General features: G+C 62.1%; 18 protein-coding genes. 16 read left to right on the forward strand and 2 right to left on the reverse strand.

Annotation, left to right across the window (positions count from 1 at the left end):
* The first annotated feature begins 81 nt into the window (after positions 1-81).
* Positions 82-876 carry a GGDEF domain-containing protein gene (locus NKH71_RS01820; protein ID WP_023720804.1) on the forward strand — a complete coding sequence of 265 codons (795 nt, stop codon included), beginning with the start codon at positions 82-84 and terminating at the stop codon, positions 874-876.
* A 129-nt stretch (positions 877-1,005) separates the two neighbouring features.
* Positions 1,006-1,392, forward strand: a complete 387-nt coding sequence (locus NKH71_RS01825; protein ID WP_023720803.1) for an ester cyclase — start codon at positions 1,006-1,008, stop codon at positions 1,390-1,392.
* Between the two features lie 44 nt (positions 1,393-1,436).
* Here the strand turns inward: NKH71_RS01825 and NKH71_RS01830 are convergent, their stop codons facing one another.
* A complete protein-coding gene (locus NKH71_RS01830; RefSeq protein WP_352788453.1) occupies positions 1,437-3,266 on the reverse strand; it encodes an ATP-binding protein in 1,830 nt (609 codons plus the stop codon).
* Positions 3,267-3,417: 151 nt separating this feature from the next.
* On the opposite strand from NKH71_RS01830, the gene NKH71_RS01835 reads away from it, so the two are divergent.
* The 12 genes from NKH71_RS01835 to NKH71_RS01890 all read left to right on the forward strand — a co-directional run bounded on the left by NKH71_RS01835 (position 3,418) and on the right by NKH71_RS01890 (position 15,730).
* Positions 3,418-3,984, forward strand: a complete 567-nt coding sequence (locus NKH71_RS01835; protein WP_352788450.1) for a helix-turn-helix domain-containing protein — start codon at positions 3,418-3,420, stop codon at positions 3,982-3,984.
* A gap of 4 nt (positions 3,985-3,988) precedes the next feature.
* Positions 3,989-4,297: a hypothetical protein gene (locus NKH71_RS01840; RefSeq protein ID WP_352547049.1), complete on the forward strand. Its 309-nt coding sequence runs from the start codon at positions 3,989-3,991 to the stop codon at positions 4,295-4,297.
* A 61-nt stretch (positions 4,298-4,358) separates the two neighbouring features.
* Complete coding sequence (locus tag NKH71_RS01845) at positions 4,359-4,883, forward strand: GNAT family N-acetyltransferase (protein ID WP_352788447.1); 525 nt, start codon at positions 4,359-4,361, stop codon at positions 4,881-4,883.
* A 233-nt stretch (positions 4,884-5,116) separates the two neighbouring features.
* A complete protein-coding gene (locus tag NKH71_RS01850) occupies positions 5,117-6,913 on the forward strand; it encodes an acetolactate synthase 3 large subunit (protein ID WP_352788446.1) in 1,797 nt (598 codons plus the stop codon).
* Between the two features lie 66 nt (positions 6,914-6,979).
* Entirely contained in the window at positions 6,980-7,552 is a 573-nt protein-coding gene (gene ilvN, locus NKH71_RS01855; protein WP_023676680.1) for an acetolactate synthase small subunit, read from the forward strand.
* A 60-nt stretch (positions 7,553-7,612) separates the two neighbouring features.
* Positions 7,613-8,209 carry a LysE family translocator gene (locus NKH71_RS01860; RefSeq protein ID WP_352788444.1) on the forward strand — a complete coding sequence of 199 codons (597 nt, stop codon included), beginning with the start codon at positions 7,613-7,615 and terminating at the stop codon, positions 8,207-8,209.
* Between the two features lie 168 nt (positions 8,210-8,377).
* Positions 8,378-9,631 carry an efflux RND transporter periplasmic adaptor subunit gene (locus tag NKH71_RS01865; RefSeq protein ID WP_352483005.1) on the forward strand — a complete coding sequence of 418 codons (1,254 nt, stop codon included), beginning with the start codon at positions 8,378-8,380 and terminating at the stop codon, positions 9,629-9,631.
* Positions 9,628-12,786 carry an efflux RND transporter permease subunit gene (locus tag NKH71_RS01870; RefSeq protein ID WP_352894201.1) on the forward strand — a complete coding sequence of 1,053 codons (3,159 nt, stop codon included), beginning with the start codon at positions 9,628-9,630 and terminating at the stop codon, positions 12,784-12,786. Before NKH71_RS01865 ends, NKH71_RS01870 begins: the two co-directional genes overlap by 4 nt.
* Positions 12,787-12,842: 56 nt before the next feature.
* Complete coding sequence (nthA, locus tag NKH71_RS01875; protein WP_023720794.1) at positions 12,843-13,448, forward strand: nitrile hydratase subunit alpha; 606 nt, start codon at positions 12,843-12,845, stop codon at positions 13,446-13,448.
* Positions 13,445-14,104 carry a nitrile hydratase subunit beta gene (gene nthB / locus NKH71_RS01880; protein ID WP_352483009.1) on the forward strand — a complete coding sequence of 220 codons (660 nt, stop codon included), beginning with the start codon at positions 13,445-13,447 and terminating at the stop codon, positions 14,102-14,104. The genes nthA and nthB overlap by 4 nt, the downstream gene beginning before the upstream one ends.
* Positions 14,091-14,456 carry a nitrile hydratase accessory protein gene (locus NKH71_RS01885; RefSeq protein WP_352483010.1) on the forward strand — a complete coding sequence of 122 codons (366 nt, stop codon included), beginning with the start codon at positions 14,091-14,093 and terminating at the stop codon, positions 14,454-14,456. Before nthB ends, NKH71_RS01885 begins: the two co-directional genes overlap by 14 nt.
* Positions 14,457-14,602: 146 nt before the next feature.
* Positions 14,603-15,730 (forward strand): ATP-dependent DNA helicase, encoded by a 1,128-nt coding sequence (locus NKH71_RS01890; RefSeq protein ID WP_023720791.1) that lies wholly within the window; start codon positions 14,603-14,605, stop codon positions 15,728-15,730.
* A 10-nt stretch (positions 15,731-15,740) separates the two neighbouring features.
* On the opposite strand, the gene NKH71_RS01895 is transcribed toward NKH71_RS01890, so the two are convergent.
* The gene (locus tag NKH71_RS01895; protein WP_023720790.1) at positions 15,741-16,145 is read right to left on the reverse strand and encodes a SpoIIAA family protein; all 405 of its coding nucleotides are present in this window, start codon (positions 16,143-16,145) and stop codon (positions 15,741-15,743) included.
* A 114-nt stretch (positions 16,146-16,259) separates the two neighbouring features.
* On the opposite strand from NKH71_RS01895, the gene NKH71_RS01900 reads away from it, so the two are divergent.
* The gene (locus tag NKH71_RS01900) at positions 16,260-17,000 is read left to right on the forward strand and encodes a pyridoxine 5'-phosphate synthase (RefSeq protein WP_023720789.1); all 741 of its coding nucleotides are present in this window, start codon (positions 16,260-16,262) and stop codon (positions 16,998-17,000) included.
* 96 nt (positions 17,001-17,096) lie between these two features.
* Complete coding sequence (locus NKH71_RS01905; protein WP_352483011.1) at positions 17,097-19,010, forward strand: potassium transporter Kup; 1,914 nt, start codon at positions 17,097-17,099, stop codon at positions 19,008-19,010.
* Positions 19,011-19,054 lie beyond the last annotated feature (44 nt).

Raw genomic sequence — 19,054 nt, forward strand, 5'->3', positions numbered from 1 at the left:
TCGCGTTGAAGTTGTCCAGGTTAACTGTCCGTAAGCTCCCGCATGCCATAAGATCGATAGGAACTTTTCAACGGGGAGCAGATGCATTTCCACAAGGCGGAATCAGCGTTTTTCGTCTTTATTTTTGTGATCCTGGCCGCCGGCCTGGTGACGCTTTACGCCTATGGACTCCTGCAAACCCTGGCGGCCGACATTAGCAATACGCCTTCGGAACTCGATGAAATCGTCTATCTCAACAAGCTGCTGTTTGCGATCGGCGTGCTGCTGGCGACTGCGCTGTTCTTCGGCATTTTCTTCATCTATCCGCTGATCCGAAAGCAGGCGACGGAAGAAGGCAAGCTGCGCGCGATGACAGTTTCACTCAGTGCGCGCTCGGAGACGCTGGAGCATGCGGCGCTGACCGACAGCCTCACCGGCATGCAGAATCGGCGCTATTTCGACGATGCGCTGAAAGAATATCTCGAGGAGTTTCGCCGCATCGAAAAACCAGTCGGGCTGATGATCCTCGATCTCGACCACTTCAAGCAGGTCAACGACAGCCACGGCCACGATGTCGGCGACGAGGTGTTGCGGGCCGTCGCCAACTGTCTCAAGGACATGACACGCTATCACGACGTGGTGGCGCGCCTGGGCGGCGAGGAGTTCGCGGTGGTCACGCCCAATATGGACGCCGAGCTGCTATCCAAATTCGCCGAGCGCATCCGCAAGGCGATCGCCAGCATGTCGGTGCTGACAGGCAATGTCCGACTGAAAATCACCACCAGCGTCGGGCTTGCCGTCTGGGACCGCAAGGAAACCGCCGAGGAGTTCTATCGCCGCGCCGACCGCCAACTCTATGAGGCAAAGAGGCAAGGCCGCAACCGCGTCTGCGCCTGAATCCCGTCATTAAATTCGTGATGCTGGCCGTCTAGTGCCGTTTTCTGTGCTTCCGGTGCTCGCAGACCGACGTCGCCAAATAAGCTGAGACGGCGCCTTGCAAGGCTTGTGGGAGATAGAGGTGTTGCCGTGATCAAATCCGACCTCTCCGATCTTTACCGAGGCTATATTGCATGTCTGAACAAGCAGGATTGGCCAAATCTGGGGCAGTTTGTTCATGATGAAGCGATCCACAACGGTCGGCCGCTCGGATTATCCGGGTACCTCGAAATGTTGGAGAGAGACTTCGATGAAATTCCGGACCTTTACTTCGACATTCGGCTATTGGTTGCCGATCCGCCTTATATAGCGAGCCGGCTAAGCTTCAACTGCACCCCAAGGGGAACGTTCCTTGGGCTCGATGTAAGCGGGAAGAGAATTTGGTTTACCGAGAACGTATTCTATGAGTTTCAGAGAGGGAAAATTCGCCAGGTATGGTCCGTTATAGACAAGGCAGCCATCGAAGTTCAGCTTTGATGGTTGCCGACGCACCGATGAGGTCTGCCTAAACGTCGCTCGGCTCAATCGTTCTGGGGACGCAGGCCGAAGGTCGCCGGCTTGAGGCCGTAGCGCAAGTCGAAATCCTCGTCCCGCTGGGTACGTACGGCCGGCGGTTTGCGATAGTCGGAATCGCCGGCCTGCCGGCCCGGATCAATGACTTCCGCGAACGGCATTGCCTGTTGTGGTCTAGGCACGTTGCGCAGCCGTTCGACGATCGCAACGAGGTCGACATCGTTGCCGGTTTCGGAGGGCAAGGCGTCCTCGCGCTTGGCCGTGCCGGGGATCAAATCCTCGGAGAGTTTTTCGAACTTCATCCGCATCGTCGTCGCCACGCCTTCTCCGAAGGCGATGGCCTCGCGCTGGCCCATGGAGGAGAGGAACGCCAGCGTCGAAGCCGAGGAATCGGCGATCGCCGAGCGGATGATCGCCTGGTCCTGCTCATTGGCGAGCCGCATGGCGAAGAACGTCGAGCACTGCGACAGGATGGTCGGATCAAGCTCGCCCGGGCGCTGGGTGACGACACCGAGATAACAGCCATATTTGCGGCCTTCCTTGGCGATGCGCGACAGCGCGTGCCGGGTCGGCGCGAAACCGAGGCGGGGATCGGCCGGCATATAGCGATGCGCTTCCTCGCACAGGAAGAGCAGCCGCAAGCGGCCTTCGCTCCACAACGCCAGGTCGAACGCCAGCCGCGCCAGCACCGAGCATACGGAATTGACCACCTCGGACGGCATACCGGCCATTTCGAAGCAGGTCACCGGGCGGCCGTGATGCGGCACGCGGAAAATGTTGCCGATCGTCTCGTGAATGGTGTCCTCGATCAGGCGCGAGTTGAACATGAAACGGTAGCGCGGATCGGATGCCGCCGATTCGATACGTGTCTTCAGTGACCTGAGGGTTGGACGATCGTTCTTGCTTTCCAGCAATCCCATGCGTTCGTCGACCAGCTTGATGAGGTCGGCAATGCGATAGGGTACCGGCGCGTCGGCGGTCAGCGCGTCGGTGCTGCGCCGCAGGTAGTTGCCGGTGTTCGGATTGCGATAGAGGTTCTTGGCCGCGGGAATGAGATCGCGCAAGGCGTCGACCTCTTCCGGCACCGTCTCGCGGCCGCGAAACAGCACCTCGGCGAATTCCTCGAGTTTGAACATCCAGAAGGGCAGGTCGAGCGTCGTCGAATCGACCCTGAAGCAATATTCGGGCAAGGACGCGGCGAACTCGTTGTGTGGATCGAGGATCAGCACGCGCAGGTCGGGCCGGGCGGCAATCGACTTGCGCAAGAGCAGCGAGACGGCGGTCGATTTGCCGACCCCGGTGGTGCCGACAATGGCGAAATGGCGCGCCAGCGTATCGTCGATGGCAATATTGGCGTCGATAGCCTCGTCCTGCGACAGCGTACCGATGGTGATCGAGTGACGCCCGGCGAGATCGTAGACGGCCTGCAGGTCGCGGCTGCGGATACGATGGGCAATGGCGCCGATATGCGGATAGGTCGTGATGCCGCGGTCGAACACCGGCTTGGCGCCGGGTTCGGCGCCGTCGCGCACCTCGCCAATCAATTCGATGCTGACCTCGATCGGATTCTGGCCCTCGCTGCTCCAGGCACGATCCGACTTGCCGATTTCGTAGACCAGTCCGACGGTTCGTGATGTACCGAGATTGATCGAGATCATCTTGCCGACGCTCCATAGGCCGGTGACCGTGCCTTCGATATCGTCGGCATAGGCGCTGATGGTGGCGCGCGCGCCATCGCATTGCACGACATTGCCCAGAATCCGCTTGTCGTTCTGCTCCGCCCTGCGGCGCTCCAGCAAAGTCGGTTCTCCAATGGAGGTTTCGCGTTCGACGAGCATGGACAGGCCGATCCCCTTTTCCCAAACAATGAGCCTAGGCGGATGGGGTTAAGGTGGGGTGAGGCCGGATGGTTTAGCGGACGTTAAGGGGTTTGCGAAAACTGGACGAAACGGCCGTTGCCCGAGCGCGGGATTTCGCTATAGTGGATGAATGGATAATATAGCGAACGATATCTCATCGACTATCGGCAGAAGGATACACGCCGAAAGGGTGGCTCGCAGCTGGTCCCTGGCGGATTTGGCGGAGCAGTCCGATGTCTCGAAAGCCATGCTGAGCACGATCGAGCGCGGCATGACGAGCCCGACGGCGGCACTCCTCGTGCGCATTGCGGCCGCGTTCGGCATGACGCTTTCCACTTTGATCGCAAGGGCGGAGTTGCAAGGCGGTGGCCTGCTTCGCGAACGTGACCAGCCGGTCTGGCGCGATCCGGCTACGGGTTATGTGCGGCGGCACCTTTCGCCGGTTTCGGACATGCCGCTCGAACTGATCCGGGTCAAACTGCCGGCGGGCGCCAAGGTGAGCTTCCCGGCGGCCTCCTATGCCTTCATCAGACAACAGATCTGGCTGATCTCCGGGCAGCTGGAATTCGTCGAGGGCGACATCGTTCACAGGCTCGAGCCCGGCGACTGCCTGGCGCTCGGCGCGCCATCCGATTGCGTCTTCCACGCTCCGGGGCCGGACGCCGCCGACTATCTGGTTGCGTTGGCCAGGAGCTGAGACGATGGCGCGCCGTCCGAAACGTTCCGACAATGGCGGTCCGCCGCTCGACGACTACGACGGTCCGCCTTGGGGCAAGGGAGACCCCTATATCTTTCTTGCCTGGCGGACCGCCCATGCCCAGGCATGGAAAGTGCCGAGCCGCGAGATCATGCTGATGCGGCTGGACAAGGCCGAGCGGCTAGGCCTGACCTATGAGGAATACACGCTCGAACTGCTGGAACGCGGGCGACATCTGCAAGAGGAAGACGCCGAGCGCATCGGAGAAATCCGCCGAGCCAGGAAGCGGAAGCGGACCAGTCATTTCGGCTGACGGTGCAGGCCATGCTGCCGCTCGATGCACTGCCGTTCCCGTTGCACACAGAGGAGACCACATGGATTCAATAGAAATCAACCTGCTCAGCAATACTGCCGGAACGAAAAAAATGCTGGTCGATTTGCTGATCGGCACGGTTGCCGCCGGCGGCTCGGTCAGCTTCATGCGTCCCTTGGCGCCGGAGATGGCTGCAGCCTTCTGGAACAAGTCGCTTCAGGCGGTCGCCAGAGGCGAAAGGGCGGTGCTCGGGGCCTGGAACGGCGAGGCTCTGATCGGCACCGTCACCGTGCTGCTCGACTGCCCTCCCAACCAGCCGCACCGGGCCGAGATCGCCAAGCTGATGACCCGCCTCAATTATCGCGGCAAGGGCGTCGCAACCCGCCTGATGGAGGCGGCGGAAGCCGTTGCCATGGAGAAAGGCCGCACGCTGTTGGTGCTGGACACGGCAAAAGAGGAGGGGGCTTCCGGCCTCTATGAAAAGCTCGGCTTCACGCTGGGCGGCGAAATACCAGATTATGCGCTGAAGCCGCATGGCGGGCTGACGGGCACCCTCATCTACTGGAAGCGCATTGGTACAGTCTGATATCTGGCCCGCGCACATTCGCCGTTGACAGCACCATCAAACCAATTCTATTGTCTGCGACCATGAAAACGGCACTCATTCTCGTAGGAAAGCGCGTGGGCAAGGCGGTGTAACCGCCAGGCGGTGACCTCCCATGCGCAAGACACAGGCTCCCTCGGGGGCCTTTTTTATTGCCCGAAACACGACTAAACGACCAGCAATCGCCCGATGGCGAACAGTACGGGACCAGACCGATGAGCAGTGGACAGAATGAGCGGCGCGAAACGCCAAGAACCGAGATGACTGGCGCCGAAATGGTGGTGCAGGCGCTGAAGGACAATGGCGTCAAGCATGTTTTCGGCTATCCGGGAGGCGCGGTTCTGCCAATCTACGATGAAATCTTCCAGCAGGACGAGGTCGAGCACATCCTCGTTCGCCACGAACAGGGCGCTGGCCACGCGGCGGAAGGCTATGCGCGCTCGACCGGCAAGGCCGGCGTCATGCTGGTGACCTCCGGGCCGGGCGCCACCAATGCGGTGACGCCATTGCAGGACGCGCTGATGGATTCGATCCCGCTGGTCTGCCTGACGGGCCAGGTACCGACGTCGCTGATCGGCTCGGATGCGTTCCAGGAGTGCGACACGGTCGGCATCACGCGGCCCTGCACCAAGCACAACTGGCTGGTGAAGGACGTCAACCAGCTCGCGGCAACGATCCACGAGGCCTTCCATGTGGCAACGACAGGGCGCCCCGGCCCGGTCGTCGTCGACATCCCGAAGGACGTTCAGTTCGCCAAGGGCATCTATATTCCGCCGCAGACGGCGCCGCGCACCAGCTACCAGCCGAAGGTCCAGGGCGACCTGGAGAAGATCAAGGCGGCGGTCGAGCTGATGGCCGGCGCCAGGAAGCCGATCATCTATTCGGGCGGCGGCGTCATCAATTCCGGCCCGGAGGCGAGCCATCTGCTGCGCGAGCTGGTCGACCTGACCGGCTTCCCGATCACCTCGACGCTGATGGGCCTTGGCGCCTATCCGGCGTCGGGCAAGAACTGGATGGGCATGCTCGGCATGCACGGCACCTACGAAGCGAACATGGCGATGCACGATTGCGACGTCATGCTCTGCATCGGCGCGCGCTTCGACGACCGCATCACCGGGCGGCTGACAGCGTTTTCGCCGAATTCGAAGAAGATCCACATCGACATCGACCCGTCTTCGATCAACAAGAACGTCCATACCGACGTGCCGATCATCGGCGATGTCGGCCGTGTGCTGGAGGATCTTGTGCGACTGTGGCGGGCAACCGCCAAGGCCGACAAGAAGGCGCTTCACCCGTGGTGGGAGCAGATCGCCAAATGGCGCGCGCGCGATTCACTCGCCTACAAGATGAACCATGAGGTGATCATGCCGCAATATGCCGTCCAGCGGCTTTATGCGCTGACCAAAGACCTCGACACCTACATCACCACCGAGGTCGGCCAGCACCAGATGTGGGCGGCGCAGCACTATCATTTCGAGAAGCCGAACCGCTGGATGACCTCCGGCGGGCTGGGCACGATGGGCTACGGCCTGCCGGCCGCGCTCGGCGTGCAGATCGCGCACCCGGATGCGCTGGTCATCGATATCGCCGGCGACGCCTCGGTGCAGATGACGATGCAGGAGATGAGCGCGGCGGTGCAGCACGAGGCGCCGATCAAGATCTTCATCCTCAACAACCAGTATATGGGCATGGTGCGGCAATGGCAGCAGCTGCTGCACGGCAACCGGCTGTCGCATTCCTATACCGAGGCGATGCCGGATTTCGTCAAGCTCGCCGAAGCCTATGGCGGCCACGGTATTCGCTGCGACAAGCCGGACGAGCTCGATGACGCCATCAAGGAGATGATCGCGGTCAAGAAGCCCGTCCTGTTCGATTGCCGCGTGGCGACGCTCGCCAACTGCTTCCCGATGATCCCGTCCGGCAAGGCGCATAACGAGATGCTGTTGCCTGACGAGGCGACCGACGAAGCTGTCGCCAACGCGATCGACGCCAAGGGCAGGGAACTGGTGTAGCCTGGTTCGAGAAAGCTGTGCGAAAACAGCAGATTAGCGTAAAAGTTTGAAATCGAGATTCATGTCATGAACGCACAGTTGCAACCGACCGGCTCCGCCTATTTCATCGCCAAGGAGACGGAAAAACCAGAGAACCACACGCTTTCGGTCCTGGTCGACAACGAGCCGGGCGTGCTTGCCCGGGTCATCGGCCTGTTCTCCGGACGTGGCTACAACATCGAGAGCCTGACGGTCTCGGAAACCGAGCACGAAAAGCACCTGTCGCGCATCACCATCGTGACGCGCGGCACGCCGCACGTGCTGGAGCAGATCAAGCACCAGCTTGAGCGCATCGTACCGGTGCACCGCGTCGTCGATCTCACCGTGCGGTCGCAGGAATTCGGACAGGAGCGGCCATTGGAGCGGGAACTCGCGCTCGTCAAGGTCGCCGGCACCGGCGAAGCCCGCGTCGAGGCGCTCAGGCTCGCCGATGCGTTCCGCGCCAGCGTCATCGATGCCAACACCGAGCATTTCATCTTCGAGATTACCGGCAAGGGCTCCAAGCTTGATCAGTTCATCGCCATCATGAAGCCGCTCGGCCTGGTCGAAATCTGCCGTACCGGAGTGGCGGCGATGAACCGCGGCCCGCAAGGGATGTAGTCATCCAGCTTGGCTCTATCTCGTCGCTTTGCCACCGATCGCATTGAATAGGGGAACGGCATGACATTCGACGCATTCTTCGCCTTGCTGGTCTATGCCTTCGTGACCTCGATCACGCCGGGTCCGAACAATTTCATGCTTTTGGCCTCGGGTGTGAACTTCGGCTTGGTCAAGACCGTGCCACACATGCTCGGCATCGGCTTCGGCTTCCTCGTGCTGTTGCTTGCCGTAGGCTTCGGGCTTGGCGCCGTGTTGACGGCCTTTCCGGTGCTGCATACCGGGTTGAAGATCGCCGGCGGCCTCTACCTGCTTTATCTCGCCTGGAAGATCGCCATGTCGCGCTCGCTCGGCGGCGAAGGCGAGGCGAAGAGCCAGCCGATGCGCTTCATCGAGGCTGCGGCTTTCCAGTGGGTCAATCCTAAGGCCTGGGTGATGGCGATCACGGCCATGGCCGTCTATACCAATCCGGAACGCCCGTTTGTGTCTGTGGTGCTGATCGCGGCCGCTTTCGCCGTCGTCATGCTGCCGAGCATTTCGACTTGGGCCGGTTTCGGCATGGCGCTGCGCGGTTTTCTGGCTGATGCGGTGCGGCTCAAATGGTTCAACATCGCCATGGGCGTGATGCTTGCGGCGACGCTGTGGCCGATGCTGCGTTAGCTGCCGTTTTATTGTGCACTGCACATTAAATCTTCGTAATGACGGCTTTTGGCCCTTTTTCGCCTTCGGCATTCTCTATTATCTGGCAAAAGCGCGGCAAGAGGCTGCGAGTTGAGCTAGACTGCGGCCACCGGATAGCGGCGTGTCGGATCGAGAGGCCTTTTGTCGATGCGCGGAAAGATCGTATTTGCGGTGATTGCTGCAGCCTGCGTTGCCGCGGCGGCGTGGCTTTATCATTCGCCCACCGCAATGAGCGGTCTTCAGCAGATGCTGTCGGCGAAGCAGACGACGGCGGCGGCGGACAAGCCCGCTGCAGCGGCAAATGCCGCGCGTTCGACTTCGGTGGTTGCCGCCACCGCCTCGACGGCCGATTTCCCGGTCCGGCGCTATGCCATCGGCTTTGTGTCCTCTCCCGCCGTGGTCAGCATCAACGCACGGGTCTCGAGCCAGATCGTCGCAATCGCGGTCAAGGACGGACAGATGGTGAAGGCCGGCGACCTTCTGTTCTCGCTGGACGATCGCTCATTGAAGGCCCAATTGGCACGCGATCAGGCGACGCTCGCAAAAGACCAGGCGCTGCTTGCCAGCGCCACGGCCGATCTTCAGCGCGCCAAAAATCTCGTCGCCAGGCAGGCCGGAACACAGCAGACCTATGATCAGGCTGTCGCGGCGCAGAAATCCGCCGCGGCCACCGTCGACGCCGATAAGGCGACGATCGATGCGGACGAGGTCCAGCTTGGCTTTGCCACGATCAAAGCGCCGATCTCCGGCAGGCTTGGCGCGGTCAGCGTCGCGGTCGGCGACCTCGTCACCACCAGCAACGGCAGCAGCACGTCGACGCCGCTGGTGACGATCACGCAGGTCGACCCGCTGCAGGTGAACTTCAATCTTCCGGAAAGCGATCTTGCCTTACTGCACAAGGCGCTGGCGGCGCCGCAGCAAGGCGCGGTGACGCTGACCAAGGACGGCGACCCGAAGCCGATCGGCAAGGGAACGCTGGATTTCGTCGATTCCAGCGTGGACACGGCATCCGGCACCATCGCAACGCGGGCCAGCGTGCCCAACGCCGATCTTTCGCTGTGGCCAGGCCAATATGTAAATGTTGTGCTCGATGCCGGCATCATGCCGCAAATGACGTCCGTTCCGACGGTCGCCGTCCAGCCCAGCCAGAAGGGGCCGTTCGTCTATGTGATCAAGCCGGACAACACCGTTGAAATGCGGCCCGTGCAGGTCGCGCTGACAGAAGGCGCCAACACCGCGATCAGCCAAGGATTGGAAAGCGGCGAGCGTGTCGTCGTCGAAGGCCAGACCAAGCTGAAAAACGGCGCGGCGGTCCGCGAAGGCAAGGCCTCGACCGGTACCGACGACCAGGCGACTCCGAAGGTCGCGGAGGCCGACAGGACGGGCGGAACACAGCCATGATTTCCGAATTCTGCATCCGCAGGCCCGTCGCCACGCTGCTCATGTCGTTCGCCTTGGTTCTGGGCGGGCTATTTGCTTACAAATTCCTGCCGGTCGCGGCGCTGCCAAGCGCGGAATTTCCGGTTGTCAACGTCTCGGCCTCGCTGCCTGGGGCCTCGCCGGAAACCATGGCGACCTCGGTGGCAACGCCGCTGATCAAGCAGTTTGCCACTATCGCCGGCATCGATTCGATCTCGACGACCAATTCGCTCGGCACGACCTCGATCGCCATTCAGTTCGTGCTCAACCGCGACATCGATGCAGCCGCCGCCGATGTGCAGGCGGCGATCGCACGCACGCAACGACAATTGCCGCCGGAGATGACCAGCCCGCCGAGCTATCGCAAGGTCAATCCAGCCGACGCGCCGATCCTGCTGATGTCGCTGGTCAGCGACACCATTCCGCTGACCGATCTCGATGCCTTTGCCGAGAATGTGATTTCGCCGTCGCTGTCGACGATCGACGGCGTTGCGCAGGTTTCGATCTACGGCCAACAGAAATATGCCGTCCGCGTCCAGATCGATCCGACGGCGCTCGCCGCACGCGGCATCTCGATCGACCAGCTGCAGACGGCCATTGCCTCGGCCAACAGCAACACGCCGCTCGGTGTGCTCAAGAACAACAAACAGCAGCTGACCATCACGGCGAACACGCAGCTGACCAACGCGGCGGGATTCTCCAACATCATCATCGCCACCAAGAACGGCCATCCGGTGCGGCTCGGCGAGGTGACCCGCGTCATCGATTCGGTCGAGACCACGACGACGGCAAGCTGGTATGACGGCACCCGCGCCATCATCATGGCGGTGCAGCGTCAGCCGGATGCCAATACCGTCGATGTCGTCGACCGCGTCAAGGCGATGCTGCCTTCCTTCGAGGGTCAGATGCCGGCAGCTGCGAGCATCCAGTTGCTCAACGATCGCTCGACATCGATCCGCGAGGCGGTCGACGACGTGCAGTTCACGCTCCTGCTCACTATCGCGCTGGTGGTGATGGTGATCTTCCTGTTCCTGCGCCGGGTGACGGCGACGGTGATCCCGGCCGTGGCGGTGCCGATTTCGCTCATCGCCACTCTGGGCGTGATGTACCTGTTCGGCTTTTCCATCGACAACATCTCGCTGATGGGACTGACGCTGGCGGTCGGCCTTGTCGTCGACGACGCCATTGTCATGCTGGAAAATATCTTCCGGCATATGGAGGAGGATGGGCTCTCGGCAATGGAGGCGTCGCTCAAGGGCGCCCGCGAAATCGGCTTCACCATCATCTCGATCTCGATCTCGCTGGTCGCCGTGTTCATTCCCGTGCTTTTGATGGGCGGCGTGATCGGGCGCATCTTCAACGAGTTCGCGGTGGTGGTGACGGTCGCCATCCTGGCATCGATGTTCGTCTCGCTGACGCTGACGCCGATGCTGTGCTCGCGGCTATTGTCGTTATCGAAAGCCGAGCAGAAAGCAGCGCACGGTGAAGGCCATAGACAAAACGTCTTCATGCGGGGCTATGACCGGCTGCTGACATTCTGCCTGCGCCACAATTTCCTGGTTTTCCTTGTCTTCCTGGTAACCGCCGGGCTGTCGGTGTGGCTGATCCAGATATCGCCGAAGGGCTTCTTCCCGCAGGAGGATATCGGCCAGGTCTCGGTGACGACCATCGCGCGCCAGGACATTTCGTTCGACGCCATGGTGAAGCTGCAGGGGCAAGTGGCTGATGTCTTCACCCATTCGCCCTATGTCGCGCATGTCGGCTGGTCGGCGGGCAGCGGAAACAATGCGCTCAACCAGGGCCAGCTCTTTGTGCAGCTGAAGGACAAGGACCAGCGCCCCAACATCGACAAGGTGCTTTCGGATCTGCGGCGCCAGCTTGCCAATGTGCCCGGCATCGAAACCTACATGCAGCCGGTGCAGAACCTGCGGCTCGGCGCGCGTTCTTCGGCGAGTGCCTACCAGCTTGCCGTGCAGGGCCTCGATACCGGCCTGACGAACGTCTGGGCGCAAAGGCTGACGGACGCAATGGCCGCCGATCATGCCGCCTTCACCGACGTGACCAATGACCTGCAGAACAACGCGCTACAGGCGACGCTGGTGATCGACCGCGACAAGGCGGCGAACCTCGGCGTCGATACCGACACGCTGCGCTCCAGTCTCTATGGCGGTTTCGGCACCCAGCAGGTGTCGACCATCTTCGGCTCGGCCGACAGCTACGACGTGATCATGGAGCTCGACCCGAAGATCGAGTGGTCGCCCGAGCGGATGCTGGCCATCAAGGTGAGAACGGCGAGCGGCAGCCTGGTGCCGCTCGGTGCGTTCGCTCGCGTCGATCGGACCGCCGGTGCTTTGACCGTCAACCAGCTCGGCCAGCTTCCGGCTGTGACCATCTCCTACAATCTGCCGCAGGGCGTGGCCCTCGGCGACAGCGTGAGCCACATCAACGCGCTGAAGGACAAGATCGGCATGCCGCCGACGATCTCGACCGCCTTCTCGGGCACGGCGAAGACGTTCCAGGATTCGCTTTCCAACCAGGGGCTGCTGATCGGCGGCGCGATCCTGACCATCTATATCGTGCTCGGCATGCTCTATGAGAGCTTCATCCATCCGCTCACCATCCTGACCGGGCTTCCATCGGCGGTGCTCGGCGCGCTGGTGGCGTTGCGGCTGGCGGGGATGGATCTGTCGGTGATCGCGGTGATCGGCATCCTGATGCTGATCGGCATCGTCAAGAAGAACGGCATCATGATGATCGACGTGGCGCTGGAACTCAGGCGCGAGGGGATGTCGCCTGTCGAATCCATCCACAAGGCCTGCCTGAAGCGCTTCCGGCCGATCATGATGACTACGCTTGCCGCGCTGATGGGTACCATCCCGATCGCGCTCGGCACCGGCGCCAGCGCGGAATTGCGCCAGCCTCTCGGCGTGGCGGTGGTCGGCGGCCTTGTCGCCTCGCAGGCACTGACGCTGTTCGTCACGCCCGTCATCTACGTCTACATGGAGCATTTTTCCGGCTGGCTCGTCAGCGTATGGGCGGGGCACCGGGGCGAGCCGAGCCCGGTCGAGGCGGTCGACCAGCCGTCACTGTTCGACGACGAGGAAGAACCGGTGCCGCAGAAGGCGGCAGCCGAATAGCACTGGCCCAAGCCGTGGTGCTTGCGGCCGGAGGTCCGCGATCGTAATTTGATGCCATGCTGCACAATCACGACCACGACAACGAGCTTGATGCTTTTGCGGCGCGTGTGCGCGCACTGGAGACGATTCTCACCCGCAAGGGGCTGATCGATCCAGCGGCGATCGACGTCATCGTCGATACCTACGAAACCAAGGTCGGGCCGCGCAACGGCGCAAAGGTGGTGGCGAAGGCCTGGGTTGATCCCGGGTTTGCCGCATGGCTGAAGCGTGATGCGACGGCGGCCATCGAATCGCTCGGCCACACCGGCCGGCAAGGCGAACACATGCAGGCGGTGTTCAACACGGCCGACACGCACAACCTCGTCGTCTGCACGCTATGCTCCTGCTATCCATGGTCGGTGCTCGGCCTGCCGCCGGTCTGGTACAAGGCGCCGCCCTACCGTTCGCGCGCGGTGATCGATCCGCGCGGCGTGCTCGACGAATTCGGGCTGACCTTGCCGGCGACGACGGCAATCCGGGTGTGGGATTCGACCGCCGAGCTGCGCTATCTGGTGGTGCCGATGCGGCCCAGGGACACAGAGGGCTGGGATGAGGCGCGGCTCGCCGATCTGGTGACGCGCGATGCCATGATCGGCACGGCGCTGGCGCGGGAACCGGCATGAACGGGCCGCAGGATCTCGGCGGCCAGATGGGTTTCGGGCCGGTCGCGCCTGAACAGGACGAACCCTATTTCCATGCCGATTGGGAAAGGCGGGCGCTGGGCGTGACGTTGTGCGCCGGCGCCATGGGCGCCTGGAACATCGACGAGAGCCGGCACGCGCGGGAATCGCTGCACCCGGCCGACTACTATGCGTCGAGTTATTACGAAATCTGGATCAAGGCGCTGGAGGTATTACTCAAACGCCATGGTTTCGTCAGCGACCGCGATCTGGCCAGGGGCGATGCGGTCGACCCGGTAGCGACACCCAAGCGGGTCCTGAAGGCGCAAGACGTTTCGGCGGTGCTGGCCAAGGGCGGGCCTTGCGACCGGCCGGTCGCCGTCCCGCCGCGATTCAAGGCAGGCGACCTCGTGCGAACCAAGAACTTTCATCCGACCGGCCACACCAGGCTGCCGCGTTACGCGCGTGGCAAGCGAGGCGTCATCGAGGCCATGCGTGACGGCTTCGTTTTTCCCGACACCAATGCGCACGGCCAGGGCGAAAACCCGCAATGGGTCTATACGGTGGCCTTCACCGGCAGCGAAATCTGGGGCGAGGGCGCCGACCCGACACTTGTCGTGTCGATCGATGCCTGGGAGAGCTATCTTGAAGCGGCGTGAGACGGGCTCAGTCGCCATCGCGCTGCCCGCCGGTGTCGAGGCGCCAGTCTTCGCCCAGCCGTGGCAAGCAGAGGCCTTCGCCATGACGGTGGCGCTACACGACAACGGGCTGTTTTCGTGGAGCGAATGGGCGGACGCCTTGTCGGCCGAGGTGAAGCGGCCGGGCGCCGCGCGCGACGGTCATGACTATTACAAGCACTGGCTGGCCGCGCTAGAAAAGCTGCTTTCGGCCAAAGGCGTTGCCGGTAGGAGCGACGTCGACAGCCTTGCTGCTGCCTGGGAACGGGCCGCGCATGCTACGCCGCATGGCAAGCCGATCCTGCTGGAGAACGATCCACAGCGGGCTGGGTAAGCTGTCGTCGCCCGGCGTTGTTCTCTTTACGTTCCTCTTCGTCGCTGATAGCCTGGCCCTGTCGCAGCAGCGTAATTGCAGGCGATGAAGTTGATGGTGACGGCAGTCACCTTGTCTTTCCCTCGCGAATCCGGTCTGTCGCGCTGATGGAATTCTCCCCTCAACAAGACGAGGCGCTGAAGGCGGTGGCCGGCTGGTTGAAAGCCGGCAAGCCGCAGCTGTTCCGGCTGTTCGGCTATGCCGGCACCGGCAAGACGACGCTGGCGCGCTATTTCGCCGAGCATGTCGACGGCCAGGTGCAGTTCGCCGCCTTTACCGGCAAGGCGGCGCAGGTGCTGCGTTCCAAGGGCGCGGTCAATGCCCGCACAATCCATTCGCTGATCTACCGGCCGAAAGGCGAGGAATCGGTAGCGGACGAGGTGACCGGCAAAACCTCGATGTCGCCGACCTTTTCGCTCAACCGGCAGAGCCCGATCTCGCGGGCCAAGCTCGTCGTCATCGACGAATGCTCGATGGTCGACGAGCAGCTTGGCCGTGACCTGATGAGCTTCGGCACGCCGATCCTGGTGCTTGGCGATCCCGGCCAGTTGCCGCCGATCTCCGGCGGCGGCTTCTTCACCGACCATGAGCCGGACATTCTGCTCACCGAAATCCATCGCCAGGCGCGCGACAACCCGATCATCCGGCTTGCGCTCGATGTGCGCGAGGGCCGCGAGTTCATGCGCGGCGACTATGGCGCGGCGCAAGTGATCGGCAAGGAAGACGTCACCCAGGAATTGGTGCTGAAGGCGGACCAGGTGCTGGTCGGCACCAACCGCACGCGCCGTCGCTATAATCAGCGGCTGCGCGAGCTGAAGGGGTTCAACGCCGATTATCCGCAAGCCGGCGACAAGCTGGTCTGCCTGCGCAACGATCCAGCCAAGGGGTTGCTCAACGGCTCGCTGTGGAAGGTGATGACCTCGTCGCGCGAGACGGTCAAGCCCGGCATCAATCTGCTGGTCTCGCCGGAGGAAGACGATCCGGATCGCGGCGTCGCCAAGATCAAACTGCTCAAGGCGGCGTTCGAAGATCCGGACGCCGACATTCCCTGGCAGCAGAAGAAGCGCTTCGACGATTTCGATTATGGCTACGCGCTGACCGTGCACAAGGCGCAGGGGTCGCAGTGGAACGAGATCGTGCTTTTCGACGAAAGCTGGGCATTCAAGGAAACCCGGCAGCGTTGGCTCTACACCGCCATCACGCGCGCGGCCGAACGGCTGACGATCGTCCGATAGGGCGGCCGTATCAGCGCTGGGCGATCGGTCTGGCGCCAAGCCATTCCCAGGCGGCGGTTTCGTCCTTAGCCTCGAAATGCCGGAGTTCGATAGGCAAAGAGGCTGGCAAGAAGGCTCTTGCCTCCGCTATCCAGTTCGGCTCACCGACCGCCGCGCAGCGGCCGATATGCTCCACCGCGTGAGCTATGCCCTGTTCGATCGTCTCGTCCGATACGTCGGTCCAGTCGACACCCTCATGATCGATCAGGCGCACCAGCACGTCGATTTTCGTGTGCAGCGCGTAGGCTGCCTCCAGCAATCCGAACAGGTTTTCGGCATCAGCCGCTGCGACATGGCCGACGACATCGATGGCGAAGAGGTCTTCGCGATCGGTATCGATGCGGCGGATCGCCGGCACGGCATCGAGAAAATTCAACAGGAAACTCCTTGCGCTCGATTTTCTTCGTTCCCCTGGAACACCTGAAACCCTCTGTCTGTTCCCCTTAAAGGCGCTATAGATGCGCGCCGAGATCAGCCTGGAACCGTGCAAATGCCTGCAAAGCTTTCCGTCAACCTCAATGCCATCGCCATGCTGCGCAACCGGCGCGACCTGCCGTGGCCAAGCGTGACGGGGCTCGGACGCATCGCCCTTGCCGCCGGTGCGCATGGGCTGACGGTGCACCCGCGACCCGACGAGCGGCACACCAGGCATTCCGATCTGCCTGAGATCAGGGCGCTGATCGACGACGAGTTCCCGAGTGCGGAATTCAACATCGAGGGCTATCCGACCGAGGAGTTCCTGGCGCTTGTGGAAAAGCATCAGCCGGAACAGGTGACGCTGGTGCCCGACGACCCGGTGCAGGCGACTTCCGACCATGGCTGGAACTTCGCCGCCGGGGCTGCGTTCCTGACACCGGTCGTCAAGCGCCTGAAGAAGGGAGGCTTTCGCGTATCGCTCTTTTCCGATCCGGATCCCGATGGCGTGAAAGCCGCTCGCGACACCGGCGCCGACCGGATCGAACTCTACACGGGTCCATATGGCAGCTATCATTCCGATTCGGCAAAAGCGGCGAAGGAATTGGAGAAATTGGGAAAGACGGCGGATGCCGCACTTGCTGCAGGGCTCCAGGTCAATGCCGGGCACGACCTTGTGGTGAGCAATTTGCCGGCACTGGCCAGGCGCATCCCGGCATTGGCCGAAGTGTCGATCGGACATGGGTTGACAGCCGATGCGTTGGAGTATGGCATGGCCGCAACGGTCAGGCGGTTTCTGAAGGCTTGTGGCTGGTAGAGAGAGGCGAGCCGATAGGCCGTGCGTTCCCGGCATGGCAGCGCGTCCTTTCCACCCCGCAGCATAGAGCACCGCACGTCTATGGGAGTGTCGTCCATGGCCCTTGCTCACGCCGGTAGCGAGGCAGAACCCATCGAGCAATCCAGCCACTCCACCGTCGAGCAGCACAGCACCAAGGTGCTGATGCTGGGCGCGCTGGGCGTGGTTTACGGCGATATCGGCACCAGCCCAATCTATGCATTTCGGGAAGCGCTGCACGCATCGTCGGGACCGGTAGCGCGCAACGACGTCCTTGGCGTGCTGTCGCTTATCGTCTGGGCGCTGACGATCATCGTCACGATAAAGTACGTCGCTTTCGTTCTCAGAGCCGACAACAAGGGCGAGGGCGGCACGCTGTCGCTGATGTCGCTTGCGCGCAGCGCTTATCCCAATGGAGCCAAGCTCATCCTGGGGATCGGGCTGTGCGGCGCGGCGCTGTTTTTCGGCGACGCCATTATAACGCCGGCCATCTCCGTGCTTTCGGCGGTCGAAGGCCTGGAAGTGGTGACCCCGACGCTGGAAACCTATGTGGTTCCGATCACGCTGGTCATCCTGGCAATGCTTTTTGCCGTGCAACGCTTTGGCACCGGCAGGGTGGCGGCCGTGTTCGGACCGGTGACGGCAGTGTGGTTCCTGGCGATCGGCGCCGCCGGGGTGTACCATCTGCTGGACGACCCGTCGGTCCTGCTGGCGATCAATCCCTATTACGCGGTCGCTTATCTGGCCAATACGCCCACCGGTGCCTTCGTCACGGTCGGGGCGGTGTTCCTGGCGGTCACCGGGGCCGAAGCCCTCTATGTCGACCTCGGTCATTTCGGGCGCAGGCCGATCGTGCTGGCATGGTTTTCCGTGGTGTTCCCTTGTCTGCTCCTCAACTATTTCGGACAAGGCGCGTTCGTTCTGGCCAACGGCGGCAAACCCACCAATCCATTCTTCCAGATGCTGCCTGATTGGGCGCTGATGCCCATGGTTGGTCTGGCCACGGCAGCGACCGTGATCGCCAGTCAGGCGGTGATCTCCGGCGCTTTCTCGCTGACCCGCCAGGCGGTGCAGCTCAATCTGCTTCCGCGCATCGAGGTGCAGCATACGTCCGAAATGCAATCCGGCCAGATCTACATGCCGCGCGTCAATCTGGTGGTTGCGCTGGGCGTGATGTTGCTGGTGGTCGGCTTTGGCGGTTCGAGTTCGCTGGCTTCCGCCTATGGCATTTCGGTGACTGGCGAAATGCTGATGACAACCATCCTGCTGTTTGTCGTGATGCGGTTCCGGTGGAAATGGCAGCTTGCACTGGCGGCGGCGCTCACACTGCTGTTTGGCACGATCGATACCGGATTTTTCCTCGCAAACATCGTCAAGATCCTCGAAGGCGGGTGGGTCTCGATAACAGTCGCTTGCGCCATGGGGCTGATCATGTCCACGTGGATCCGCGGCACCCGCTATTTGTTCGAAAAGACCCGCCGGAACGAGATTCCGCTCGATTTCCTTGCCGGCAATCTGCTGAAGAAGAAGCCGCATCTGGTGTCGGGCACCGCAGTGTTCCTGACCAGCGATCCGCTGAGCGCGCCGACCGCGCTGATGCACAGCCTCAAGCACTACAAGGTGCTGCACGAGCAGAATGTCATCCTTTCGGTGGTGACGGCACCGCAGCCGGTTGTGCCCGACAGCGAGCGCGTCAAGATGGAGACGGTCAACGAACTGTTCATGCGGGTGACGCTGACCTTCGGCTATATGGAGCAGCCCAACATCCCGCGTGCGCTGGCGATCTGCCGCAAGCAGGGCTGGAAGTTCGACATCATGACGACATCCTTCTTCCTGTCGCGGCGCTCGCTCAAGGCCTCGCCCAATTCCGGCATGCCGGTCTGGCAGGACAAGCTGTTCATCGGGCTGGCGCGCACGGCGGCCGATGCGACGGAATATTTCCAGATCCCGACCGGACGCGTGGTCGAGATCGGGACGCAGGTGGCTATTTAAAAACGTGTCCGTTGCGACATTCCAGGTAGTCTGCCGATGGGACT

The sequence above is a fragment of the Mesorhizobium sp. M0983 genome (genome assembly GCF_040318975.1).
Lineage (GTDB): Bacteria > Pseudomonadota > Alphaproteobacteria > Rhizobiales > Rhizobiaceae > Mesorhizobium.